Origin of the sequence: Pseudomonas sp. H11T01, from assembly GCF_048515765.1 — a bacterium.
Lineage (GTDB): Bacteria > Pseudomonadota > Gammaproteobacteria > Pseudomonadales > Pseudomonadaceae > Aquipseudomonas.
The window spans coordinates 181,566-204,565 of record NZ_JBLYED010000008.1 but is presented as its reverse complement, the minus strand read 5'-3'; the positions used below and the strand labels follow the sequence as shown (position 1 = coordinate 204,565).

Below are 23,000 nucleotides of genomic sequence, written 5' to 3'. Positions count from 1 at the left end.
ACTCAGCCCGCAAAGGCAACGCCAAGACGGGCCGAGTTCATGAAAGTAAACATGCAGCGCGTGCCCCTCATTGGCACTATCAATAGGAAGCCGTTGCGCCATCGAAATTCATCACCCAGCTGGCATTGCCTTGAATGCCCATTTTGGGTTTCCGCGAGCCACAGCTGACGGCGTTATCCATAAGCCCTCCGCTGCCAGCGGAGGGCCCTTCTATCGCGGCTTGGCACAGAATAGTTACTCATGGGTATTCCAAAAATTAATTTGATCAACCGGCTGCTGCGACCAGACCACCGTCCAGCGCCAGCGTATGTCCGGTAATCCAAGAAGAGGCTCTGGATGCCAGGAAGATGGCAGCGCCAGCAATATCGTCCTGATTGCCAAGACGCCCCCTCGGGACCATGGCCATGATTGAGCCTTCATCTTGCTCAACCGCGTAAGCCGTCATTTTCGTGTGAAAAAAGCCGGGCGCGATAGCGTTGACATTGATATGAACGGGAGCAAGATCAACCGAAAGATGCCGGGTCAGATGAATCAGGCCAGCCTTGCTGGCGGAGTACGCATAGTTATCGACTCCGGGATTTACCAGGCCGTTTACCGAGGCAATATTGATCACCCGGGACGGAGTATCTGCTGTAGCAACAGTTTTGAGCAGCCCGAGCAGACGCTGCGTCAAAAAGAAGGGTGACTTCAGATTCAGATCCAGAACCTTGTCCCAACCAGCCTCTGGATACACAGAAAACTCCGCGCCCCAGGTGGCGCCGGCATTGTTAACCAAGATGTCTAAGCCGGACTCACGCTTGCGGATCTCATCAACCAAAAACTCTATCCCCTGCAGGCTAGAGAGGTCAGCAGGGATCGCAATGCACTCCCCCAGGCTTGCAACAGCGCTGGTAAAATTTGCAAGCTCATCCTGATTTCGCGATGAAATGTACACCTTAACCCCGCATTGCAGGTACGCCCGTGCGATCATCGCGCCAATCCCACGCGCCCCACCGGTGACCAGCGCCACCCGGCCTTGCAAACTGAATAGATCCTGCATACTGCCCCCGAGAAAAATGCGCTCGTCCGTCAAACAGACAGGCGCAGAATTTGAATTAGATGCGCCGCTCAGGCACGACCTCAAAGCGCTACTTCGAACACACCGCCATTCACATTCAGCCGATCATCCGGAATCCGGCACGCGCGATCGCCGCTTCAACGGCAAATGCAGACAGACTCGGTGCCTCAATGTCGTTGAAGGAACCTTTGTAGGCACGGTCAATCGGTGTACGGGCGACTGAAACAATAACGGCTTGCGACATGCTCGATTTACCCGCTCTCATTGATTGCTAAAGCTGGCAGCAGCCTTAGACAGGAACTTCTCTGTTTGCTTGAAACCCGCCTCCAGGGCGCATTGATCTGCGGTGTCACAAATAGCGTCCCAGGTGGCCAACACACCCTCAGGGGTCTGCAAGGCAGGTGGGAGAAACACGCCATTGGTCTCGAAAATCCGGGTAGTGGCATAGCCACCTGCACCGGCGCAGAGGATCGTGCGCTGCGGAGCACCCTCGTGGCACAGCAGCAGCGCGCCTGCGGTAACCGACTCAGGGGTCAACAGTTCAAATACGGCCTTGTCCAACAGATCTTCGGTCATTCGGGTGGCGGCAGTGGGGGCCAGCGAATTGACCCGGATATCGTGCTTCTGCCCTTCCAGCGCCAGGGTATTCATGAGCCCTACAACAGCCATCTTGGCCGCACCGTAATTCGACTGACCGAAACTACCGTAGAGACCGGAAGAGGAGGTGGTCATGACAATTCGCCCATAGTTCTGCGCCCGCATGATTTCCCAGACGGCCTTGGTGCAGTTGACCGAGCCCATTAGGTGCACGTCCATCACCAGCCTGAAGTCGGCAAGTTCCATCTTGGAAAAGCTTTTATCGCGAAGAATTCCCGCGTTATTGACCAGAATATCGACCCGCCCCCAACACTCAATGACCTGCGCGACCATCGCCTCAACTTCAGTAAAGTTGGCAACGTTGGCGCCATTGGCAAGGGCTTCGCCGCCCATTGCCTGAATTTGCGCAACCACCTCGTCTGCAGCCTGCAACGAGTTACCCACGCCGTCACGAGCGCCACCCAGATCATTCACCACCACCTTGGCACCGCGCTTGGCCAATGCCAGCGCATGCGAGCGTCCGAGTCCGTTTCCGGCTCCGGTGACGATGGCGACGCGCCCGGTGAAATCGATACTTTGCTTATTCATATGAAACCTCTGCGACTGATAAGGTTAATCAATTTACAAACTGCATGCCGAGCCACTCGGCAGTGAGTGCCGGTTTTTCTTGCCCTTCAATCTCGACAACAACGTTCATCCTTGAAAAGAACTTGCCCCGGGCTTTTTTCAACGATTTCGATAAATTACCTGCAGGCACGAATCCGCTGCCCCACCTTGACCGAGGCAAAGAATCTGATTTTGTCAAAGCCATAATTGACGGCCATTACCGCGCCTTCGACTTCAACGCCGAACTGTTCCGCAAAGTGCGAAAGCATCGACAGCGTCAGAAATCCGTGGGCAATGGTTCCGCCGACTCCCCTCGTGCTTGACTTGTGTGCGCCGCAGCCATCAAAACCACTCTTCTCGGGCCATGTAGAAGGCATCTTCGAAGTCGCAGAGAATCTTCTTCCAGACCTGTATCTCTGGCAGTTCGTAGGCGTAGAAGTATTTGAGGGCCTGCAACTTGCCTAGGTAGAAGTTCCGGTCATCCTCATGCGGTTCCTTGGCCAGGCCAGCACAAGCGGATGTGCCTTGCTTCAGCCACATCCAAGCCACAACAACGTTGCCAAACAGCTCCAGATACTTGACCGAGTTGGCCAGCGCCAAGTCGAAGTGCAGTTTCTGCATGCCGCCAAGAACAGCATGGGTGGTTTCCTCAAGCACCTGAATGGCGGCCAGAAGCGCAACCGCAGGCTCTTGCAACACCGGGTGCTGTGTGGCCGCATCAATGTCATCACGCATCCTGCTAATACAGATCGTGTATCCGGCCATATTGTCGGCGGGCACCTTCCGTGCCAGCAGGTCAAGCGACTGCACGCCATAGGTGCCCTCATGGATCGAGTTAAGGCGGTTGTCGCGGTAGAACATCTCGACCGGATGCTCATTGGTATAGCCATGTCCACCCAACACCTGAATCGCAAGGCTATTGGCGCGCGGACCATATTCGGATGGCCAGGACTTGATGACGGGCGTAAGGAAATCCAGCAGTACCTTGGCGCTCTTACGCTCGGCCTCGTCAGGAGCAGTACGCAAGTCGTCAGCCAGTTGTGCACCAAACAGACAAAGGCTATAGGCACCTTCGGCATAGGCCTTCTGTGCCAGCAGCATGCGCCGCACATCCGGATGCTCAATGATCCGCACTGGCGCAGAGAGCGGATCTTTGGACGAAGGTAAACGCCCCTGCCGGCGCTCCTTCGCGTAGTCGAGGGAGTACTGATAACCGCTCAAAGCTGTGAGTGCGGCGCTGGTTCCGACCATGATGCGTGCCTCATTCATCATGTGGAACATGTAGCGAATGCCCTGATTCTCCTCACCAACCAGGTAGCCTGTCGAGCCGCCCTGTTCACCGAAGTTGATAGCACAGGAGGTTTGCCCGCGCCCACCCATCTTGTGGAACAAGCCGGCCAGACTCACATCGTTGCGACTGCCGGTAGCACCTGTTTCATCGACCAGATACTTGGGAACAATAAACAGAGATACACCCTTGATGCCCTTGGGAGCGCCTTTGATCCTTGCTAATACGAGGTGAACAATATTTTCGGTAAGGTTGTGATCACCACCAGAAATGAAGATCTTGTTGCCAGAGATCAGGTAACGACCATCTTCAGTCTTAGTCGCGCTGGTCGTCAGGTCTGCCAACCCCGAGCCCGCCGACGGCTCGGTCATGGCCATGGTTCCGGCGAACCGGCCCTGACGCATCGGCACGACCCACTTCTCGATCTGTTCGGGCGTGCCGTGGGCCTCGATAAGATTGCAGTTGGCATTGGTCAAACTGGTATAACCCAGCGTGGTACTGCCTGCAGCTGACAAGAAAGAAGTGGCCACACTTGCAACAATGGCCGGCAATTGCATGCCACCCAATTCATAATCGGCTTCCGGGCAAGCGAGCCCAGATTCGATAACTGCATCGATTGCAGGCTTGATCTCAGGAATCATGTGCACATGCTTGCCGTCGAACGTAGGCTGTTGCACATCCACCTTCTGCCGGATTGGCAGGAAATAGCGTTCCGCGATCTTGCGCCCGGTTTCGATTGCCGCCAGATAAGTTTCCTTGCTGTGCTCGGCATAACGCGTGCGGGCGGTCATGGCTTCTGCATTGAACAACTCGAACAGATAGAAATGCAGATCTCTGACGTTTAGTATGGAGGCCGCCATGGTACTTCTCCGCTAAGAATGGACGAGACCCGCCCATTTTGCCGAGGCCTGCCCCAGTCACCACGACATGCGATGTCTGATCGAAAGGATTTTGCGCAACAATGGACATGGCCGAGACACAACACTTACAGCGCTTTGCTGATTTTCTTAAGTTTTGGCGCGGAGTCTTCGGGCTCAGCCAAGAGCAACTGGCCGAAATGGTCGGCACCTCGACCCGACATGTCAGTCGCCTGGAAAACGGGATAAGCAAGCCAAGTGAGGTGCTGACCGACCATATCGCCGATGCGCTAAAGCTTGGCCGGAGGGATCGCAGCCATCTGCGCATTGCTGCGGGCTACGCGACCAACGAAATAGCGCAGGATTTTCACAGCCCAGATCTCAAATGGTTAAGATCGGCAATGCTCAGAACATTGCAGGCGCTGGACCCATATCCATCCACCCTGACTGATGGAGCGGGCAATATCCTGATGGTCAACAAGGCCTGGGTTGGCTTCTATCAGGACAAAGTCGATACCGAGCGGCTTAGGCAAACCGTCAACTTGTATGACTTTCTGTTCAACGACGGCAGCGATGGCGCGCTAAGCGAGGAATGGCAAGACGCATTGTCGCTGGTGATCATGGTGTTCAAGCAGCATGTCATGCTCAACGGCAACGATCAGGAAAATCAGACCCTGAAGCGCATTCTTGACTACCCCAACGTTCCAACTGACTGGAAAATACGCGCCTCCAGGCTCGAGCCCAGAGCCAGCTTCAAAGTCAAAATTCAGCATCAGGGAATGGTCAGGGGCTTCTATAGCGTCAGCCAGATGGTTGGCGCACTTGGCCCGGCGGCCTACATGACCGAACCTAGGCTCAGCATCAACACCCTCTATCCCGAAGATGCCGCACTGAGCCTTGAAAAGCTGCTGCTTACCCCCCTAGAACATCCCCTGCTGTTCTACTGAGTGGCCGCCGCTCAACCGCATGGTTAATGCCATTGGAACAATCAGCACGTTGGTAGCGACAGCCTTAGCCTTCGCAACAGGCATGCTTCTTTGGTATTCGGTACCCAGGCTGATGGCTACCCAAAGCATCATTTGGGGTATGACACTGGCTGGTTCCGCGCCCATCATTCGACGCCTGCGAATTTCGGTGAACGTGACCGCTCATTTCGCTAACTCGTGACCGGTGTTTCCACCCCGGTTGCGCGGGTTTTGGATTGTAGTCGCATCGGTGCGTGTCGAGGAATTTCTTACGCTCCAGCACCGCCTGCTTGGTCGATTCCAGCACGGCATCAAGCCGCCGCAGCACGGTGAAGGGGAGGATGACGTCACGGTACTTGCCGCGCACGTACACGTCACGCAGGCGGTCGTCAGCGATATTCCAGATGAAGTCAGCAACCCACTTCAGGTTGCTTTGATCTTGTTGTTTTACGGGTTTCATCAAGTCTGCCCATGCGTAGCTGTTGTTGTGTCAGGCGCTTTGCTGACTGATTCGGTTGGCGGCACCGTAAGCTCCCAGTGCTTTTCGAGCACGCCGACGAGAAGCCATCTAGGTATGTCGGGCGCTCAGGGACGCAGCTCACACTCTGTTTTTAGTGCATTCCGAATGCGGGGTGTCAAACATTGTGCGCGGTTAGAGCTGACTCGCATTGATACGGCTGTCAAACCTGCTCTTGATGGACATCAGTTTGTGTCAATCAAAGGGCTTGGGTTTGACTGCCAATGGTCAATTGCAAAAATAGCCGTCATGCATAGAAATTACAGGCACTTAAGCAGTGTCAATGTGGGGAGTGTAAGGTGATACGGGCGACTACTGGCCGGATGACCCATTGGTGGCTGAAGCGACAGCGCGGATCAAACCAAGGAAGTAATGGTTAGGATGTTCGTTCCCACACTCCCGCGTGGGAATGCCTCACTGGACGCTCCGCGTCCGCTTCGGCAGTGACGCAGAGCGTCACGGGCTGCATTCCCACGCAGAGCGTGGGAATGATCATCAAACGATCAAACGCGTTTGATCTACGGTGCCGCAGGCAACAGGAATCGCGCAATCACCGGCAAGTGATCGGAGATCCGCAGCGTATCGTCCTGCCTTACCTGGGCCTCGACCCGTTTGATTCTCGGGCTGTAAAACAGGTAGTCAACGGTGCGGTCCGGGCTGCTGAGGGTCGGGTCATTGGGGTAGTGGGTCAGCCACTGCGTGCGGTCGATACCACTGGCTTCGTTGTTTGTGGGAATCATCGGATACTTGTCCCACAGCACATGCAGCGCGCTGTCGGCGGAATAGGGGGTTCGCTGCTCTGGGGCGAGCCGCTGATACTGGCCCAGCGGCAACAGGTTGAAATCGCCGCCGATCAACCATGGCGTACCGCGACTTTCGAACGTGTCGAGCACCTTGGCGGTCGCCGTCACTTGCTGTTGCAGCGTGTCGTCAGGCTGAGTCGCTCTGTCCAGATGGGTGTTCACTACCGCCATTTGCCCACCGTCGCTCAATGGCAGATAACTCACCAGCAGCGCGTTTTTAGGTTGGAATTGACGGCTGATAAGATTGGCTGGCGCCTCCGGTAATTGCAGGCGTTCGGCGTGTTCGATCTGATAGCGGCTCAATGTCGCCAGCTGTCGACCGACGCTGCCAAAAATATGCGGATCAGGAACGAAGTCAGCTTTCCAGTCGAAGGCATGGGTGCTGCACGGGTAAAGGTCGGTCAGCCGCTCTCGTAGAAGTTTCAGCTGGTTTTGATAGTCGCTGGCCTTGGCGCCATCATCCAGCTCTTGCAGCAAGACGATATCCGGTTGCTCATCGCGAATCACCCGTGCCACCTCATCGAGGCTGAAGGCCATGTCTTCAGGGGTGGGGTGATCGTCGTCGCCTTTGGCCAGATCATTCCAAAATACGTAGCGTTTGCCCGCCAGGTACTGAACGTTCCAGGTCATCACCTTCAGCGCCTGACCGGGCACTAGCGTCGGTGCCTGGGCGCTGCAACTGACCGGCAGTCGCTCTTTGGTTTCCGGGCGCCAGGTCAGGCTGTAGATCACGGCTGACAACAGACCGACAATTATCAGCAGGCCCAGCAAGGTGTGGCGCAGTAGACGGGTCATCGGCTCGGCTTATGGCGTTGCAGGATTGAGCCCGAGCATACCCGAGAGCAGGGTTGGATCCCAAGACCAGCCCTGTCACACAGCGCTATTAATTTTTGTCGGGCGCTTCGCTGATCAGCATGAACAGGCGAAACAGCACCACGCTGGTAAAGAGCTGCAGAAAGCTGTGAGCGCTTTCGATCAGCAATGACAGCACAGGGTTCTGAGGCTCGGGGTACACCGCATAGCTCGCGCCCTTGAGTATCCACAGTGGCCCCATCACACACAAAATGCAGACCAATATGCGCAGGAAGTGCCCACGGCTCAGGCGAAAGCTTTCCTTGATGGCCGTTAGCGGTTGCAGGCCGCGCAGGACCAACAGGTACTCGGCAAAGGCCAGCGTCACCATCAGCCAAATACCCGGCAGGAAATACAGCGACAGGCCCACCAGAATCAGCAGGGTATTGATGGCCGTCAGCAGCGCGAACCTGGGCCACAGGCTGACAGACATCGCCAGCAGATCACGGGTTCGCGGCGATTCGCCGCGACTGCGGGCATCCAGAAAAAGAATCAGTGCGCCGGTGTACAGCGGATAGATCAACAGTCCGACGATCACGCTAAAACCGGGAAAAGCATCCGGGCCCTGGGAGTGATCGACCAGTTGCTGCAGCAGGGCTTCGAGCACCACCAACGGCAGACACAGCAGTACAATCTGGCGCAGATTGCGCTTGAAGAAATACAAAGAGTCGCGGAGCACGTCTAACGGATTCATGGGTCGGTATCGCAGGTCAAAAGCAGTTCGACACTTTAACCGATGCAGTGCCTGGGCAAGCAAACGTAAACGTTAGGTAAAGACCATTGAAACGTCCCGTAACATCCCCATAAAGGGTAGGCGCCTTTTCACTAGGAAAGGTTCCAGGATTTTTATCGGCAATCTAACGAGGTCGCCATGAACAGCGAAGAACAAACCCTGATCGATGGACTGTTTTCACGGCTGCAGCAAGCCGAAACGGATTCAGCCCCGCGCGATGCCTTGGCCGAGGCGCGGATCAAGGAGCACCTGGCTCGCCAGCCTGCGGCGGGGTATTTCATGACCCAGGCGATTCTGGTGCAAGAGGCGGCGATCAAAAGCCTCGACGAGCAGAACAAACAGCTCGTTCAACAAAACCAGCAACTGGCCCAGCAAAACCAGCAACTGCAAGCCGAACTGCAGCAAGCCAAGGCCCAAGTAGCGGCACCGGCGCCAGCAGCGAGCAGCGGTGGCGGTGGTTTCCTGTCGAGTATCTTTGGCGGTGGCTCCCGTGACCCGCAACCGGCTCCGGCCCCGAGCGCTCCGGCCTCGACCGGCGGCTGGCGTGAACCCGCACGGCCTTCGTTCAATGCCCAGCCGGGTGTAGCGCCTCAGCAAAACTTTGGTGCCCCGCAACAGAATTATGCTGCACCACAGCAACAAGCTCCTGCAGCAGCGGGCAGCAGCTTCCTCGGTGGCGCTTTGAAAACCGCGGCTGGCGTGGCCGGTGGCGTGATGCTGGCGCAAGGCATCAGCAGCCTGTTCCACAGTAATCAGCAACCGCAGGAAGTGGTCGAAGTCATCAAGGAAGAACCGGCACAGGTCAATGACAGCGGTCATGACAAAGGCTGGGGCAATGACGACCAGCGTATGGTCAGTAACGATTCCTACAGCAATGACCAAGGCGGGTTTGCCGACGCCGACGACAGCGATGACAGCTCATCGTTCTTCGGCGACGACGATTCCTTCGTCTGATGCACCACTCGTCCGGAGCGCCCTGGCGCTCCGGATCGATTGTTCGCGGAAATTTCCTTCTGACTGGCATACTGGGTGACTTTTTGGGCCGTGCGCCTGATCAATTGCCTGCGCGTGTCTGCGCCATGAGGATTTGCGGTGAAAAAAATTGCTGTGTTCGCCGATGTCCAGAACCTCTACTACACCGTGCGCCAGGCCTATGGCTGTCATTTCAACTATGCGGCCCTGTGGGCTGACATCAGCCAGCGCGGGCAGATCGTCGAGGCTTACGCCTACGCCATCGATCGTGGTGACAGCAAGCAGCAGCAATTCCAGCAGATCCTGCGCAACCTCGGCTTCATCGTAAAACTCAAACCCTACATCCAACGCAGCGACGGCTCGGCCAAGGGCGACTGGGACGTGGGCATCACCATCGATATCATGGACGCCGCCGCCAACGTCGATGAAGTGGTGCTGGCCTCCGGCGACGGTGATTTCGACATGCTGTTGGAACGCATCATCAACAAGCATGGGGTTGAAGCAGTCGCCTACGGCGTGCCAGGTCTGACCGCCAACTCGTTGATACGCGCCGCCAGCCGCTACGTGCCAATCGAAGGCGTGTTGCTGCTTAAAAACTGAAACTTTTTGACGGAATGGGAACAGGTTTGGAACGGATAGCGGTCATCGACTTTGAAACCACCGGGATCTCCCCGAGCAGCTCTTGCCGGGCCACGGAAATTGCCGTGGTGATTCTTGAACAGGGGCGCATCGTCGAGCGTTACCAGAGCCTGATGAATGCGGGCGTGCGCGTCCCGGCCTTCATCGAAGGCCTGACCGGTATCAGCAACGCTATGTTGCGCACCGCACCGTCTGCCGAACAGGTGATGAACGAAGTCAACGAATTCGTCGGCACCACGCCGCTTTTGGCCCACAACGCCGCGTTCGACCAGAAGTTCTGGGACTACGAACTGGGGCGGATTAAACGTACACGGTTGCAGAACTTCGCCTGCTCCCTATTACTCGCCCGGCGCCTGATGCCGGCCGCGCCGAACCACAAACTCGGCACCCTGACCACTTTCGCCAAACTGCCCCACACCGGCCAGGCTCACCGGGCCATGGCCGACGCCGAAATGGCCGCCAACCTCACTGCACACCTGGCCCAGGAACTGCGCCAGCGGCATGGTCTGCGGGAGTTGTCCCATGATTTGCTGTGCTCGCTGCAGAAGGTACCGGCGGCGAAGATCAATGAGCATCTCAAGCGCCATCGCGGGTTTTAAGCACCCCATCGTTCCCATGCTCTGCGTGGGAATGCCTCACTGGACGCGCAGCAATCGCTTTGGCAGTGACGCAGAGCGTCACGGGATGCATTCCCACGCAGAGCGTGGGAACGATCATCACCCACCATTCTTGCCATTCCCTCCAACTGCCCCAGCGGCACACGCTTTTCTATGGCACTGGACAGCACGATCGAAGTCTTGCTGAAGCCGAACTGGGCGATGCGGTTGATCAGTTCCTCCAGCTCCGGCATTGAGCCGACGGCGGCTTGCATGATGACGCAGGGGTCGCCGGTTACCCGGTGGCATTCGGTCAGTTGCGGGATTTTGATCAGTTCGTCGTAGGATTTCTGGCTGCCGTGGTGGCTCAGACGCAGTTCGATGACGCACTGGATCGGCAGGCCAACCTTGGTCAAGTCGACCTTGGCCTGGTAACCGGTAATCACCCCGCTGGTTTCCAGTTTGGCCACGCGCTCGGCCACGGCCGGGGCGGACAGGTTGACCTTGCGTGCCAGTTCCGCATAGGTCGCCCGGCCGTTTTCCAACAGTGCACTGAGGAGCATGCGGTCGTATTTGTCCATGATTCGGCTCCTGAAATGCTCTACTTTCGAAAACACGATTTATAGCCGTGATCTCCATGCTTTGAAAAGTGTATGGGCGCTATAAACAGGTTTTGTAACTTAAATTCCGCCCAGGAGCTTTCTAAAATAGCGTTCCCCTTATCCTGTCATCGAGCTTTTCATGTCTGCCATCGAGCTTTCCGTGCCCGGCCCACGCCGCTTTCCGTTGCAGCTGATAGGTGCCTTTTTTGCGTTGTATGTGATTTGGGGTTCCACCTATCTGGTCATTCGAATCGGTGTGCAATATTGGCCACCGCTGATGCTGGGCGGGATTCGCTTCATCATCGCCGGGACCTTGATGTACGGCTTCCTGCGCTGGCGCGGGGTGCCTGCGCCGACTTGGCCGCAATGGCGGGCGGCGGGGATGATCGGCATCTTGCTGCTGAGCGTTGGTAACGGCGCGGTCAGTGTCGCCGAACACACCGGCGTCGCTTCAGGCGTCGCGGCGCTGGCGGTGGCGACGGTACCGCTGTTCACCTTGCTCTGCGGCTATTTTTGGGGGGCGCGTAATACGCGTCTGGAGTGGGCCGGGATCGTGCTCGGGCTGATGGGTATTGCCATGCTCAACCTCGGCTCCAATTTACAGTCAAGCCCGTTGGGCGCGGTATTGCTGGTGTCGGCGGCAGCGGCCTGGGCGTTCGGATCGGTCTGGAGCAAGCACTTGCCGTTGCCTCAGGGGGCGATGGCCAGTGCAGCGGAAATGTTGGTGGGCGGGGTGGTGCTGTTGATCGGCAGCGCGCTGAGCGGTGAGCATCTGGACAGCTTGCCGCCGGTAGAGGGCTGGGTTGCTTTGGCCTATTTGATCGGCTTCGGCTCGATCATCGCTTTCAACGCCTATATGTACCTGCTGAAAAACGTCCGCCCGGCAGCCGCGACCAGCTATGCCTACGTCAACCCGGCGGTGGCGGTGCTGCTCGGGATCGTCTTTGCCGGCGAAAGTATTGGCATCGAGGAGGCTCTGGCGATGGCGGTGATCATCAGCGCCGTGGTGTTGATCAGCTTGCCGCAGTGGCGCAGGCAGAAACCGGCTTGATTTAGGGTAAACTGCGGCGCATTGCACACATGCGCTGACATTTCCCTACGGTACCCCCATGACTTTCGCCACTCTTGGCCTGATCGAACCCTTGCTGCGCGCCCTTGAGACGCTCGGTTACCAGACCCCGACGCCGGTGCAGACGCAAGCCATCCCTGCGGTGCTGGCCGGTCGCGACTTGATGGCTGCGGCCCAGACCGGCACCGGCAAGACCGCGGGCTTCGCCGTGCCGCTGCTGCAGTTGCTGACCATGGAAGGGCCGAAGGTCGCCAGTAACTCGGTGCGCGCGCTAATCCTGGTGCCGACCCGCGAGCTGGCCGAGCAGGTTCACGAAAGCGTTCGCCAATACGCCGAGCACCTGCCACTGAGCACCTACGCGGTCTACGGTGGCGTCAGCATCAACCCGCAGATGATGAAGCTGCGTAAGGGCGTTGATGTGCTGGTGGCGACCCCGGGCCGCTTGCTCGACCTGTATCGGCAGAAAGCGTTGAAGTTCAACCAGCTGCAAACCCTGATCCTCGACGAAGCCGACCGTATGCTCGACCTCGGATTTTCCGAAGAGCTGGGGAACATTTACCGGGTTCTGCCCAAGCAACGTCAGACGCTGTTGTTCTCTGCGACCTTCTCCGATGCGATCCGCCTGCTGGCCGGACAAATGCTCAATGATCCGCTGAGCATCGAAGTCAGCCCGCGCAATGTCGCTGCCAACACCGTCAAGCAATGGGTGGTGACGGTGGACAAGAAGCGTAAGCCGGAACTGTTCAGCCACTTGATGCGCAAAAATCGCTGGAAACAGGTCTTGGTATTCGCCAAGACCCGTAATGGCGTCGATCAGTTGGTGGAAAAACTTCAGGGCCTGGGGGTGAATGCCGACGGTATCCATGGCGACAAACCTCAAGCGACCCGCCAGCGTGCGCTGGATCGGTTCAAGGCCAGCGAAATTCAAATTCTGGTCGCTACCGACGTCGCGGCTCGTGGTCTGGATATCGAGGACTTGCCATTGGTGGTGAACTTCGACCTGCCGATCGTGGCTGAGGACTACATCCACCGTATCGGCCGTACCGGTCGTGCCGGTGCTACCGGCGAGGCGATTTCGCTGGTCTGTGCCGATGAAGTGAATTTGCTGTCGGCCATCGAGACCTTGACCCGTCAGACACTGACCCGTCATGAAGAGCAGGATTTCGAACCTGAGCACCGTGTGCCGGATACCGATGCCAGCGGTCAGGTGATCAAAAAGCCGAAAAAGCCGAAGAAGCCAAAAGTTTCGGGTGGCGGCAAAAAAAACCTGGGCAAGTGGGTGGACAGTGGTGAAGTGGCGGCTGAAGCGCCAGCGATCAAGCCTGTGCGTAAGGTGCCGGTGTTTAACACTGGGCCGCGTAAGCGCAAGCCTTAAGCTTTATTGGCCTTGGTTTAGCGATCGGCTTGAGAAACACCCCTCACCCTAGCCCTCCCGGAACGCCGGACCGCCCCAAAGGGGCGAGGGGACTGATTTTGGTGTTCTTGCGAAGTGCTGCGACCTGAGGAAGCGAATCGAACTCAGGTGCAGAAAACGACACAGATCTGCTCCCTTTCCCCCTCGCCCCTCTGGGGAGAGGGTTGGGGTGAGGGGTGGATTTTGAATGTGAAAGAAATCTTCAGTTAACAGTGCATTGAGCCTTTCGCTTCAACCACTCCACCATCCCCAACCCCGCTGCTCGGCCACTGGCAAAGCACGCGGTGAGCAGATAGCCGCCAGTCGGCGCTTCCCAGTCGAGCATCTCGCCGGCGCAAAACACACCGGGCAGTTGCTTGAGCATCAAGTTTTCATTCATCACTTCGAACGGCACACCGCCAGCGCTGCTGATGGCTTCATCCAGAGGGCGGGTTTTCACCAGAGTCAGGGGCAACGCCTTTATGGCTTTGGCCAACAATGACGGATCTGCAAAACACTCAGCCGGAGTCAGTTCACGCAGCAACGCCGCTTTCACCCCATCGATGCCGAGCTGGCTGTGCAGGTGTTTGGCCATCGAGCGTGAGCCACGAGGTTTGGCCAGTGCTGCCTGAATCTTGTCCAGGGTTTTGCCCGGAAGCAGGTCAAGGTGGATCGTTGCTGAACCGTTTTGGTTAATGGCTTCGCGGATCGGCGCAGACAGCGCATAAATCAGGCTGCCTTCGATCCCGGTCGCGGTGATGACGCATTCGCCCAGTCGCGGGACATCGTCATTCAGGCCGATGGCGATGTTTTTCAGCGGCGCGCCGGCGAACTTGCCGATCAACAGATCACTCCAGGCCATCACTTCGAAACCGCAGTTGCTCGGTTGCAGGGGCGCCAGTGAGATTCCGCGCTGTTCCAGTGGCAGCATCCAGGCGCCATCCGAGCCCAGACGTGACCAGCTGCCGCCGCCAAGCGCCAGCAACAGGGCATCGGTTTTCAGAGCCTTTTCGCCTTCCGGGCTGTCAATTCGCAGACTGGCGTCGGTGTTCCAGCCGAGCCAGCGATGGCGGGTGTGGATAACTACACCCGCATCGCGCAGGCGTTTTAACCAGGCACGCAGTAGGGGCGCTGCTTTCATGTCGGTAGGAAACACTCGGCCGGAGCTGCCGACAAAGGTTTCAATCCCCAATCCGTGAATCCATTCACACAGCGCCTCGGCGCCGAACTCATGCAGTAGCGGGGCGATTTGCGGTGCTCGATCGGCATAGCGCGAGAGAAACGCCGGATAGGCTTCGGAATGGGTGATGTTCATGCCGCCAACGCCTGCCAGCAGGAATTTTCGCCCTACCGACGGCATGCCGTCGTACAGCTCGACCTTGATCCCCGCCTGGCTCAGGACCTCGGCCGCCATCAAACCGGCGGGGCCGCCCCCGATGATGGTGACGTGGTGGGGAAGGGCGGGGCTGGATTGAGTCATGGCGAGCTGCGGATTTGGCGAAATAAGTGCGGCATTCTACTGTAGGAGCTGCCGCAGGCTGCGATCTTTTGATTTTTCAATCACGGCCGAATTTCGATCATCGTGCCGTCTGGAACCAGGCCCCAGACTTCGCGCATGTCAATGTTGCGCATGGCTATACAGCCGTCGGTCCAGTCCAGGGAGTGGAAAAGCTGCTCTGGGTAATCCAGGGTATCCGGGGTGCCGTGGATCATGATCATGCCGCCGGGCTCTACCCCTTCACGACGCGAGCGTACCGAATCGGCGACATTCGGGTAGGAGATGTGCATGGCCAGGTTGAAGCGGTCACTGACCTTGCGCCAGTCCACCCAATAAATACCTTCCGGCGTGCGTTTGTCGCCTTCCATGAGCTTCGCGCCTTTGGGGTGTTTGCCCAAGGAGATGCGATAGGTCCTGAGCGGCTTACCGTCGTTGACCAATTGCAGTTGATGGGCGGATTTGAGCACCAGCACTTTTTCGATGACTTTGCCGTCCAGGGTGACCACCGTGGAGGCGGTGGCCTGGGAGACAGTAACGAACGACAGGCAGAAGAGGGCAAGCAACCAGCGCATTGAAACGATCCCTAAGAGTACGGCGTACTTTCTATTGTTTAAGTGTAATCGCAGGTTGCGCGAGTGGTGGAATCGATTCGGACCGGACCGGGAAAATCTGTGTCTGCCGGTCAGCGAAGAAGCATTCTAAAGTACGCCCGACGGTGCGGAAAGCCAGCTCGGACCAAGGGATGTCGGCTTCTTCGAAAAGCCGGACTTCCAGGCTCTCTTCGCCCGCGGCAAAGTCGAGGTCAGCCAGCTCCGCGCGAAAGAACACATGCACCTGGTTGATATGCGGCACGTCGATCAAGGTGTAGATGCTCAGGTTGCGCACCCGCGCGCAGGCCTCTTCAGCGGTCTCGCGCATCGCCGCCTGTTCCACCGTTTCGCCGTTCTCCATGAAGCCCGCCGGCAACGTCCAGTAACCGCGTCGAGGTTCGATGGCGCGGCGACAGAGCAGCACTTGAGTGCCCCAGGTCGGCAAGCAGCCGGCGACGATATTCGGGTTCTGGTAATGAATAGTCTGGCAGTGATCGCAGACAAAACGCAGGCGACAATCGCCTTCGGGAATGCGCTGGATGACTGGGTTGCCGCAGTTGCTGCAGAATTTCATGCTGGGTTTCCGTAAATGCTGCGCCTATCTTGGCGTGGGAGGCCCGTTGTCGGCAAGTTGTCGTTAAGCGACATGCCGTGAGTCGGGGGGTTGGGCGGGGGATTTCTTTGGTGCATGATGCAAAGTAGCCAACAGATCGAGATGACTCATGCTGGACGAGCTACTTCATCGCGTAAGCAACCATACCCCGCGTACGCTGGAGACAGACCGACGTTTCCCCGAAGCCGCAGTGCTGGTGCCTATCACCCGCAGTGACGAACCGGAGCTGGTCCTGACCCTACGCGCCAGCGGGCTCTCGACCCATGGTGGCGAAGTGGCTTTCCCGGGTGGGCGGCGTGACCCGGAAGACCCCGACCTGATCTTTACCGCATTGCGCGAAGCCGAAGAGGAAATCGGCTTGCCACCCGGTCTGGTAGAAGTGATCGGGCCGCTCAGTCCGCTGATCTCATTGCACGGCATCAAGGTCACTCCTTATGTCGGGGTGATTCCGGATTTCGTCGAGTACCGCGCCAACGATGCCGAGATTGCCGCGGTGTTCAGCGTGCCGCTGGAGTTCTTCCGCGAGGACCCGCGCGAACACACACATCGCATCGACTACCAGGGCCGCAGTTGGTATGTGCCCAGCTATCGCTTCGGTGAGTACAAGATTTGGGGGCTCACGGCGATTATGATCGTCGAGTTGATCAACCTGCTCTATGACGCGAAAATCAGCCTGCATCATCCGCCCAATAGTTTTATCAATATTTGAAGCCGTCGTCAGGGTCTGTTGACGTTTGGTGACGCGGCTCGCCGCCAAACGTCAACAGACCCTGGATATGGCGGGAACCCGCGGCTGCCTGAGCCTGGAGATAACTCGATGAAATACCGCCTGGGCGACGCCCGAGTCGAAACCCATCCGCAGAGCTGGGTCGCACCCAACGCTACGCTGGTGGGCAAGGTCAAACTGGAAGAGGGCGCCAACGTCTGGTTCAACACGGTATTGCGCGGTGACAACGAGCTGATCCTGATCGGCAAGAACAGCAACGTGCAGGATGGCACCGTCATGCACACCGACATGGGCTACCCGCTGACCATCGGCATTGGCGTGACCATCGGCCACAACGCCATGCTGCATGGCTGCACCGTCGGCGATTACAGTCTGATCGGCATCAATGCGGTGATCCTCAACGGGGCGAAAATCGGCAAAAACTGCATCATCGGCGCCAACTCACTGATAGGCGAAGGCAAGGAAATTCCCGATGGTTCGCTGGTCATGGGCTCGCCGGGCAAGGTGGTGCGCGAGTTGACCGAGCCGCAGAAAAAGATGCTCGAAGCCAGCGCCGCGCACTATGTACACAACTCCCAGCGTTACGCCCGGGATCTGGCAGAGCAAGAAGAATGAATACGACCGAAAGACCTGTCGCCTCGCCCTGCGTGAACATTTGCGCCCTTGATGAGGACGACATCTGCACCGGCTGCCAACGCACAGTCGATGAAATCACCCGCTGGAGTCGGATGGATAACGACGAGCGCCGTCAGGTGTTGGGGTTGTGTCATGAGCGGGCGAAGTCGAGTGGCTTGGTGTGGATGATTGGGGCCAAACCGGGCCATTGAGCTGAAGCCAAACCACCCGGTTCATGTAAAATGCCGCGCTTTCTCCCCATGGGAAGCCCGCTTAGCGCGCGACCCTCGATGATCCGCTCCTTTGAGGACCTGAGATGACCCGTATCGGAACTCCATTGTCGCCAACCGCGACCCGCGTTTTGCTGTGTGGCTGCGGTGAGCTGGGCAAGGAAGTGGTAATCGAGCTGCAACGCCTGGGCGTTGAAGTGATTGCCGTGGATCGCTACGCCAACGCGCCGGCCATGCAAGTGGCCCATCGTAGCCATGTGATCAACATGCTCGACGGCGCCGCGCTGCGTGCGGTGATCGAAGCGGAGAAGCCGCACTTCATCGTGCCGGAAATCGAAGCTATCGCCACCGCCACTCTGGTGGAGCTGGAGTCCGAAGGCTTCACCGTGATCCCGACTGCTCGTGCCGCTCAGTTGACCATGAACCGCGAAGGTATCCGTCGTCTGGCCGCCGAAGAGCTGGACCTGCCGACCTCGCCGTATCACTTCGCCGACACCGTTGAAGACTACCGCAAGGCAGTCGAAGACCTGGGCTTCCCGTGTGTGGTCAAGCCGGTGATGAGCTCGTCGGGCAAGGGCCAGAGCCTGCTGCGCAGTGTCGATGACGTGCAGAAAGCCTGGGATTACGCGCAAGAAGGTGGTCGTGCCGGCAAAGGTCGGGTGATCATCGAAGGCTTTATCGACTTCGATTACGAAATTACTCTGCTGACCGTACGTCATATCGGTGGCACAACCTTCTGCGCGCCGGTCGGTCATCGTCAGGAGAAGGGTGATTACCAGGAATCCTGGCAGCCGCAGGCCATGAGCCCGATCGCCTTGGCGGAATCCGAGCGTGTTGCCAAAGCGGTGACCGAGGCGCTGGGTGGTCGTGGTCTGTTCGGCGTTGAGCTGTTCATCAAGGGCGATCAGGTGTGGTTCAGCGAAGTCTCGCCGCGTCCGCACGACACTGGTCTGGTGACCCTGATTTCCCAGGACTTGTCGCAGTTCGCCCTGCATGCGCGGGCGATTCTTGGGTTGCCGATTCCGTTGATCCGTCAGTTCGGCCCATCGGCTTCGGCGGTGATTCTGGTGGAAGGGCAGTCGACCCAGACCGCTTTCGCCAATCTGGGCGCTGCGTTGAGCGAGCCGGACACCGCGTTGCGTCTGTTCGGAAAGCCAGAAGTGAATGGCCAGCGCCGCATGGGCGTTGCCCTGGCCCGTGACGAGTCGATCGAAGCGGCTCGCGCCAAAGCGACCCGTGCCTCGCAAGCTGTGACCGTTCAGTTGTAATTGCGTCGCTGCATTCGCGGGCAAGCCCGCTCCCACAAGGACAATGCATTTCCCTGTGGGAGCGGGCTTGCCCGCGAAGCTTTTTCTTCTAGGCGACCTGGTCCAGGTCGTTATTCCTCGTCTCTTTCAAGCACAGCACAGCGATCAAGCTGAGCACCGCTGCACCCGACACATACCCGCCAACCCAGCTCAAACCGCCCATTGCCACCAACTTCTGCGCAAAGAACGGCGCGGCGGATGCGCCGACAATGCCGCCCAGGTTGTAGGCCGCTGACGCACCGGTATAGCGCACGTGTGTCGGAAACAGCTCCGGCAACAAGGCGCCCATCGGTGCGAAGGTAATGCCCATCAAAAACAGCTCAATGCACAGGAACAGCGCGACGCCCCAGGTCGAGCCCTGAGTCAGTAACGGCTCCATAGTGAAACCGGAAAGAATCGCCAGCACCGCGCCGATAATCAACACCGGTTTGCGTCCGTAACGATCACTGGCCCAGGCCGCTAACGGCGTGGCCGCGGCCATGAACAACACGGCGAAACACAGCAGACCGAGGAAGGTTTCGCGGCTGTAGCCGAGGGTTGAGACGCCGTAACTCAGTGAGAACACCGTGGAGATGTAAAACAGCGCGTAGCAGACCACCATCGCCGCAGCGCCCAACAGCATCGGTGCCCAGTATTGGCTCAAGAGCTCGACCAGCGGGATCTTCACTCGCTCCTGGCGAGCAATGGCGTTGGCGAAGACGGGTGTTTCATGGAGTTTCAACCGCACATAGAGGCCGACCATCACCAGTGCCGCACTGAGCAGAAACGGAATTCGCCATCCCCACGAGCGGAACTGTTCGTCGTTCAAGGTCATGGCCAGGGTCAAAAACAGCCCGTTGGCGGCGAGAAAACCAATCGAAGGGCCGAGCTGCGGGAACATGCCAAACCAGGCGCGCTTGCCCTTGGGTGCATTCTCGGTGGCAAGTAGCGCCGCGCCACCCCATTCGCCGCCCAGCCCCAGCCCCTGACCGAATCGCAGCACGCACAGCAGGATTGGAGCCCAAGCGCCAATGCTGTCGTAGCCCGGCAGCACACCGATCAGCGTGGTGCAGATGCCCATCAACAGCAAGGACGCGACCAGTGTTGATTTACGCCCGATGCGATCACCGAAATGGCCAAACAGCGCCGAACCCAGAGGTCGGGCCAGAAAGGCGATGCCGAACGTGAGGAAGGCCGAAAGCATCTGCGCAGTGCCAGAGGTCTGCGGGAAGAATACCGGGCCAATGACCAGCGCCGCAGCCGTGGCGTAGACGTAGAAGTCGTAGAACTCGATGGCGGTGCCGATGAAACTGGCAGTGGCCACGCGGGTAGCGGAGTTTGTCGGTTGGGCAGGCGCAGCGTCGTTGTACGTAGTGCTGGTAGTCATGCGGTTATCCCTGACAGTCATGAGCTCCGTTGGAGCGAATTATTATGGTCGAACACCCAGGGATGTGGGCTTTGCGCAGGTGCGACTCAAGGTGGGAGTCGGCACCGGACAGATGCAGGCAATGCGGGGCCGGAACTCGCTGAGTGCGGGTAGCACAGGGTCCGGCGGGGCTTGGGTAAGCGACTCGATTATAGGAAGCGGCTTATCGATCAAACAAGGGGATTGGTAAATTCGATCAATCGCGGGCTGACGCTGTCCTTGTGGCGAGGGGGCAAGCCCCTCTGTCGTTCGGTAAATGCGATTTATCTGATACAGCGCTTTTACGACTGCTTCGCCTTTACGACTGCTTCGCCGCCGAACGCAGGCTCGCGGGCTCGCCAGCGGCTACATGCCAGATCAGCACGCGGCTAACCCGGTTGTCTTCGGTTTTGAGGATTTCCAGACGATAGCGGCCGATCTTCAGGCATACGGCACTGTCTGGAATGGTTTCCAGTGCTTCGGTGACCAGTCCGTTAAGGGTTTTTGGACCGTCGCTGGGCAGATGCCAGCCGAGACTCTTGTTCAGCTCGCGGATCGACGCGGCGCCGTCGATCACCAGTCGGCCGTCGGGCTGAGGATGAATATGCGGATTGTCGAGGCTTTGCTCGCTTTCGAATTCGCCGACGATTTCTTCGAGAATGTCTTCCAGGGTGACAATGCCGAGCACTTCACCGTACTCATCCACCACCATGCCCAGGCGCCGCTGCTGTTTGTGAAAGTTCAGCAATTGGAGCTGCAGCGGAGTGCTTTCCGGAACGAAATACGGTTCGTGGCATGCCGCCAGCAAGGCCTCTTTGGTCAAGCTCGCGTCGGGCAGCAAGTGCAGGATCTGACGGGTATTGAGCACTGCCTCGACCTGGTTGATATCGCTGTAGAAGACCGGCAGCCGGGTGCGTTTGGAGATTCGCAGCTGTTCGATGATTTCCTCGATCGGATCGTCCAGATTGATCCCGTCGACTTCGCTGCGCGGTACCAGGATGTCATTGACCGTGATGTTGTCCAGCGCATGAATGCCTTGCAGCAGGTGCGGACGGCAGGCAGCGTGCTCGTGATCAGGCTCATTGTCCTGAGTGGGACGGTGATCCTCATCACTCTGTTTGACGGCGCCGGGTCTTCTGCTGAACGGGCGCAGCAATAGCAGGGAAATGCTGTTGAGCAGCCAGGCAGCGGGATAAAGGATCTTTAGCGGCACGCCAAGTAGGGCATTGCCGAAACCCAGAATGGCTTCGGGGTAACGTGTGGCGAGGATTCGCGGCAGGTAGTCGGCGAACACCAGCAGAGCGCAGGTGGTGCTCAGAAAGGCCAGTAACGGTCCGTTTTCCTGCCAGTAACTCAAGGCCAGCAAGGTGCCGATGATCACCGTCAGCACCCGGCTCAGCGTATTGCACAGGATCAGGCTTTCACGGGGGAAGCTCAGTCTGGCGAGTGGTTTGTCGCCCGAACGCGAAGCCTGACGCTGGGCGAGCAGATGCTGTTGAGCGATTTCGATGGCGGTAAACAGCGCTGACCATAAAATCAGCAGGACCAATACCGCGAGCATCGGCCCTGTGGGCAAGTTGTCCATGTTCACTGCCTGTCAGATATGCAGGATGTATTCGCGGACCAGCTTGCTGCCGAAGTACGCCAGCATCAGCAGGCAGAAACCGGCAAGGGTCCAGCGAATGGCCTTGTGTCCGCGCCAGCCGAGGCGGTTGCGGCCCCACAGCAGCACGCTGAAGACGATCCAGGCGAGGCACGCCAACAGGGTCTTGTGTACCAGGTGTTGGGCAAACAGGTTCTCGACGAACAGCCAGCCGGAGATCAACGATAGTGACAACAGCGTCCAGCCGGCCCAGAGGAAGCCAAACAGCAAGCTTTCCATGGTTTGCAGCGGCGGGAAGTTTTTGATCAGTCCGGACGGGTGTTTGTGCTTGAGTTGGTGATCCTGCACCAATAGCAGCAAGGCCTGGAACACCGCGATGGTGAACATGCCATAGGCCAGGATCGACAGCAGAATGTGCGCAAGAATCCCCGGCTCCTCATCGATCACTTGCACGGTGCCCGACGGTGCGAACTGCGCGAGCAACACCGTGGCGAGCCCTAGCGGGAATAGCAATAACAGAAGGTTTTCCACCGGGATTCGCGAGCAGGCCAGCAGGGTCAGGGCAATTACTGCCGCGGCAATCAAACTGGCGGCGCTGAAGAAGTCCAGGCCCAGCCCGGCGGGGGTCATCAGGTGAGTGAAGAGGCTGGCACTGTGGGTCAGTACGGCGAGGATGCCGAGCGTAACCAGCAGGCGCTTGTTCGCCTTGGCGCCCTTGGCCAGGAGAGTGCCTTGATAGAGAGTCGCAGCGGCATATAAGCAGGCGGCGGCGAGAGTGGTTAGCAAGCTGGGTGACAAGGGGAGCATAAATCCTGTTAGGCAAGCCCGAAAGGCACTGAGTTTGGCATAGAACCCACATGGCACGAAAGACCACAGAACCAGACAGC

Annotated in this window: 23 protein-coding genes and 2 pseudogenes; 10 read left to right on the top strand and 15 right to left on the bottom strand. The window is 58.2% G+C overall.

Annotated elements, in window-relative coordinates; genetic code table 11:
• Positions 1–265: 265 nt before the first annotated feature.
• The 5 genes from ACN1C3_RS13335 to ACN1C3_RS13315 form a co-directional block, all read right to left on the bottom strand.
• Entirely contained in the window at positions 266–1,039 is a 774-nt protein-coding gene (locus tag ACN1C3_RS13335; protein WP_419116277.1) for an SDR family oxidoreductase, read from the bottom strand.
• Positions 1,040–1,154: 115 nt separating this feature from the next.
• Positions 1,155–1,301 carry a hypothetical protein gene (locus ACN1C3_RS13330; protein ID WP_419116276.1) on the bottom strand — a complete coding sequence of 49 codons (147 nt, stop codon included), beginning with the start codon at positions 1,299–1,301 and terminating at the stop codon, positions 1,155–1,157.
• A 17-nt stretch (positions 1,302–1,318) separates the two neighbouring features.
• Positions 1,319–2,242, bottom strand: a complete 924-nt coding sequence (locus tag ACN1C3_RS13325; RefSeq protein ID WP_419116275.1) for an SDR family NAD(P)-dependent oxidoreductase — start codon at positions 2,240–2,242, stop codon at positions 1,319–1,321.
• Positions 2,243–2,397: 155 nt separating this feature from the next.
• Positions 2,398–2,529: a hypothetical protein gene (locus tag ACN1C3_RS13320; protein WP_419116339.1), complete on the bottom strand. Its 132-nt coding sequence runs from the start codon at positions 2,527–2,529 to the stop codon at positions 2,398–2,400.
• Between the two features lie 73 nt (positions 2,530–2,602).
• Complete coding sequence (locus ACN1C3_RS13315) at positions 2,603–4,408, bottom strand: acyl-CoA dehydrogenase (protein WP_419116274.1); 1,806 nt, start codon at positions 4,406–4,408, stop codon at positions 2,603–2,605.
• A 101-nt stretch (positions 4,409–4,509) separates the two neighbouring features.
• Between ACN1C3_RS13315 and ACN1C3_RS13310 the strand changes: the two genes are divergently transcribed.
• Positions 4,510–5,352, top strand: a complete 843-nt coding sequence (locus tag ACN1C3_RS13310) for a helix-turn-helix domain-containing protein (protein ID WP_419116273.1) — start codon at positions 4,510–4,512, stop codon at positions 5,350–5,352.
• Positions 5,353–5,623: 271 nt separating this feature from the next.
• Here ACN1C3_RS13310 and ACN1C3_RS13305 read toward each other — a convergent pair.
• The 3 genes and pseudogenes from ACN1C3_RS13305 to ACN1C3_RS13295 form a co-directional block, all read right to left on the bottom strand.
• Positions 5,624–5,830, bottom strand: a pseudogene (locus tag ACN1C3_RS13305) (type I restriction-modification system subunit M N-terminal domain-containing protein); the annotation flags it as partial.
• A gap of 575 nt (positions 5,831–6,405) precedes the next feature.
• A complete protein-coding gene (locus ACN1C3_RS13300; RefSeq protein WP_419116272.1) occupies positions 6,406–7,485 on the bottom strand; it encodes an endonuclease/exonuclease/phosphatase family protein in 1,080 nt (359 codons plus the stop codon).
• 88 nt (positions 7,486–7,573) lie between these two features.
• Positions 7,574–8,236 (bottom strand): YciC family protein, encoded by a 663-nt coding sequence (locus ACN1C3_RS13295; protein WP_419116271.1) that lies wholly within the window; start codon positions 8,234–8,236, stop codon positions 7,574–7,576.
• A gap of 177 nt (positions 8,237–8,413) precedes the next feature.
• Here ACN1C3_RS13295 and ACN1C3_RS13290 point away from each other — a divergent pair, with 177 nt between their 5' ends.
• The 3 genes from ACN1C3_RS13290 to ACN1C3_RS13280 all read left to right on the top strand — a co-directional run bounded on the left by ACN1C3_RS13290 (position 8,414) and on the right by ACN1C3_RS13280 (position 10,485).
• Positions 8,414–9,229 (top strand): DUF2076 domain-containing protein, encoded by an 816-nt coding sequence (locus ACN1C3_RS13290; protein ID WP_419116270.1) that lies wholly within the window; start codon positions 8,414–8,416, stop codon positions 9,227–9,229.
• Positions 9,230–9,367: 138 nt separating this feature from the next.
• Positions 9,368–9,847 (top strand): NYN domain-containing protein, encoded by a 480-nt coding sequence (locus tag ACN1C3_RS13285; protein ID WP_419116269.1) that lies wholly within the window; start codon positions 9,368–9,370, stop codon positions 9,845–9,847.
• 26 nt (positions 9,848–9,873) lie between these two features.
• Positions 9,874–10,485, top strand: coding sequence for a PolC-type DNA polymerase III (locus ACN1C3_RS13280; protein WP_419116268.1), 612 nt, complete (start codon positions 9,874–9,876; stop codon positions 10,483–10,485).
• Between the two features lie 137 nt (positions 10,486–10,622).
• On the opposite strand, the pseudogene ACN1C3_RS13275 reads toward ACN1C3_RS13280, so the two are convergent.
• A pseudogene (locus ACN1C3_RS13275) lies at positions 10,623–11,063 on the bottom strand (Lrp/AsnC family transcriptional regulator); the annotation flags it as partial.
• Between the two features lie 181 nt (positions 11,064–11,244).
• Here ACN1C3_RS13275 and yedA point away from each other — a divergent pair.
• Positions 11,245–12,135, top strand: a complete 891-nt coding sequence (gene yedA / locus ACN1C3_RS13270) for a drug/metabolite exporter YedA (protein ID WP_419116338.1) — start codon at positions 11,245–11,247, stop codon at positions 12,133–12,135.
• A gap of 58 nt (positions 12,136–12,193) precedes the next feature.
• Entirely contained in the window at positions 12,194–13,528 is a 1,335-nt protein-coding gene (locus tag ACN1C3_RS13265; protein WP_419116267.1) for a DEAD/DEAH box helicase, read from the top strand.
• Between the two features lie 241 nt (positions 13,529–13,769).
• Here the strand turns inward: ACN1C3_RS13265 and ACN1C3_RS13260 are convergent, their stop codons facing one another.
• The 3 genes from ACN1C3_RS13260 to ACN1C3_RS13250 all read right to left on the bottom strand — a co-directional run bounded on the left by ACN1C3_RS13260 (position 13,770) and on the right by ACN1C3_RS13250 (position 16,208).
• The gene (locus ACN1C3_RS13260; RefSeq protein ID WP_419116266.1) at positions 13,770–15,026 is read right to left on the bottom strand and encodes a TIGR03862 family flavoprotein; all 1,257 of its coding nucleotides are present in this window, start codon (positions 15,024–15,026) and stop codon (positions 13,770–13,772) included.
• A gap of 80 nt (positions 15,027–15,106) precedes the next feature.
• The gene (locus tag ACN1C3_RS13255; RefSeq protein ID WP_419116265.1) at positions 15,107–15,616 is read right to left on the bottom strand and encodes a L,D-transpeptidase family protein; all 510 of its coding nucleotides are present in this window, start codon (positions 15,614–15,616) and stop codon (positions 15,107–15,109) included.
• Between the two features lie 31 nt (positions 15,617–15,647).
• Positions 15,648–16,208, bottom strand: a complete 561-nt coding sequence (locus ACN1C3_RS13250) for an NUDIX hydrolase (protein WP_419116264.1) — start codon at positions 16,206–16,208, stop codon at positions 15,648–15,650.
• A 148-nt stretch (positions 16,209–16,356) separates the two neighbouring features.
• On the opposite strand from ACN1C3_RS13250, the gene ACN1C3_RS13245 reads away from it, so the two are divergent.
• From ACN1C3_RS13245 to purT, 4 genes are all read left to right on the top strand, one after another.
• Positions 16,357–16,956 (top strand): CoA pyrophosphatase, encoded by a 600-nt coding sequence (locus ACN1C3_RS13245; RefSeq protein ID WP_419116263.1) that lies wholly within the window; start codon positions 16,357–16,359, stop codon positions 16,954–16,956.
• A 108-nt stretch (positions 16,957–17,064) separates the two neighbouring features.
• Entirely contained in the window at positions 17,065–17,589 is a 525-nt protein-coding gene (locus ACN1C3_RS13240) for a gamma carbonic anhydrase family protein (protein WP_419116262.1), read from the top strand.
• Positions 17,586–17,801, top strand: coding sequence for a DUF1289 domain-containing protein (locus ACN1C3_RS13235; RefSeq protein WP_419116261.1), 216 nt, complete (start codon positions 17,586–17,588; stop codon positions 17,799–17,801). Before ACN1C3_RS13240 ends, ACN1C3_RS13235 begins: the two co-directional genes overlap by 4 nt.
• A gap of 104 nt (positions 17,802–17,905) precedes the next feature.
• Positions 17,906–19,087 (top strand): formate-dependent phosphoribosylglycinamide formyltransferase, encoded by a 1,182-nt coding sequence (gene purT / locus ACN1C3_RS13230; RefSeq protein WP_419116260.1) that lies wholly within the window; start codon positions 17,906–17,908, stop codon positions 19,085–19,087.
• Between the two features lie 88 nt (positions 19,088–19,175).
• Here the strand turns inward: purT and ACN1C3_RS13225 are convergent, their stop codons facing one another.
• The 3 genes from ACN1C3_RS13225 to ACN1C3_RS13215 form a co-directional block, all read right to left on the bottom strand.
• On the bottom strand, positions 19,176–20,492 hold the full coding sequence (locus ACN1C3_RS13225) for an MFS transporter (protein WP_419116259.1): 1,317 nt from the start codon (positions 20,490–20,492) through the stop codon (positions 19,176–19,178).
• 337 nt (positions 20,493–20,829) lie between these two features.
• On the bottom strand, positions 20,830–22,095 hold the full coding sequence (locus ACN1C3_RS13220) for a transporter associated domain-containing protein (protein WP_419116258.1): 1,266 nt from the start codon (positions 22,093–22,095) through the stop codon (positions 20,830–20,832).
• 12 nt (positions 22,096–22,107) lie between these two features.
• Complete coding sequence (locus ACN1C3_RS13215) at positions 22,108–22,920, bottom strand: cytochrome C assembly family protein (protein WP_419116257.1); 813 nt, start codon at positions 22,918–22,920, stop codon at positions 22,108–22,110.
• Between the last annotated feature and the right edge of the window lie 80 nt (positions 22,921–23,000).

Bases quoted from the DNA above. Each gene is read 5' to 3' on its own strand.
- ACN1C3_RS13335 (WP_419116277.1), bottom strand. From the start codon at position 1,039: ATGCAGGATCTATTCAGTTTGCAAGGCCGGGTGGCGCTGGTCACCGGT.
- ACN1C3_RS13330 (WP_419116276.1), bottom strand. From the start codon at position 1,301: ATGTCGCAAGCCGTTATTGTTTCAGTCGCCCGTACACCGATTGACCGT.
- ACN1C3_RS13325 (WP_419116275.1), bottom strand. From the start codon at position 2,242: ATGAATAAGCAAAGTATCGATTTCACCGGGCGCGTCGCCATCGTCACC.
- ACN1C3_RS13320 (WP_419116339.1), bottom strand. From the start codon at position 2,529: ATGCTTTCGCACTTTGCGGAACAGTTCGGCGTTGAAGTCGAAGGCGCG.
- ACN1C3_RS13315 (WP_419116274.1), bottom strand. From the start codon at position 4,408: ATGGCGGCCTCCATACTAAACGTCAGAGATCTGCATTTCTATCTGTTC.
- ACN1C3_RS13310 (WP_419116273.1), top strand. From the start codon at position 4,510: ATGGACATGGCCGAGACACAACACTTACAGCGCTTTGCTGATTTTCTT.
- ACN1C3_RS13300 (WP_419116272.1), bottom strand. From the start codon at position 7,485: ATGACCCGTCTACTGCGCCACACCTTGCTGGGCCTGCTGATAATTGTC.
- ACN1C3_RS13295 (WP_419116271.1), bottom strand. From the start codon at position 8,236: ATGAATCCGTTAGACGTGCTCCGCGACTCTTTGTATTTCTTCAAGCGC.
- ACN1C3_RS13290 (WP_419116270.1), top strand. From the start codon at position 8,414: ATGAACAGCGAAGAACAAACCCTGATCGATGGACTGTTTTCACGGCTG.
- ACN1C3_RS13265 (WP_419116267.1), top strand. From the start codon at position 12,194: ATGACTTTCGCCACTCTTGGCCTGATCGAACCCTTGCTGCGCGCCCTT.
- ACN1C3_RS13260 (WP_419116266.1), bottom strand. From the start codon at position 15,026: ATGACTCAATCCAGCCCCGCCCTTCCCCACCACGTCACCATCATCGGG.
- ACN1C3_RS13255 (WP_419116265.1), bottom strand. From the start codon at position 15,616: ATGCGCTGGTTGCTTGCCCTCTTCTGCCTGTCGTTCGTTACTGTCTCC.
- ACN1C3_RS13250 (WP_419116264.1), bottom strand. From the start codon at position 16,208: ATGAAATTCTGCAGCAACTGCGGCAACCCAGTCATCCAGCGCATTCCC.
- ACN1C3_RS13245 (WP_419116263.1), top strand. From the start codon at position 16,357: ATGCTGGACGAGCTACTTCATCGCGTAAGCAACCATACCCCGCGTACG.
- ACN1C3_RS13240 (WP_419116262.1), top strand. From the start codon at position 17,065: ATGAAATACCGCCTGGGCGACGCCCGAGTCGAAACCCATCCGCAGAGC.
- ACN1C3_RS13235 (WP_419116261.1), top strand. From the start codon at position 17,586: ATGAATACGACCGAAAGACCTGTCGCCTCGCCCTGCGTGAACATTTGC.
- purT (WP_419116260.1), top strand. From the start codon at position 17,906: ATGACCCGTATCGGAACTCCATTGTCGCCAACCGCGACCCGCGTTTTG.
- ACN1C3_RS13225 (WP_419116259.1), bottom strand. From the start codon at position 20,492: ATGACTACCAGCACTACGTACAACGACGCTGCGCCTGCCCAACCGACA.
- ACN1C3_RS13220 (WP_419116258.1), bottom strand. From the start codon at position 22,095: ATGGACAACTTGCCCACAGGGCCGATGCTCGCGGTATTGGTCCTGCTG.
- ACN1C3_RS13215 (WP_419116257.1), bottom strand. From the start codon at position 22,920: ATGCTCCCCTTGTCACCCAGCTTGCTAACCACTCTCGCCGCCGCCTGC.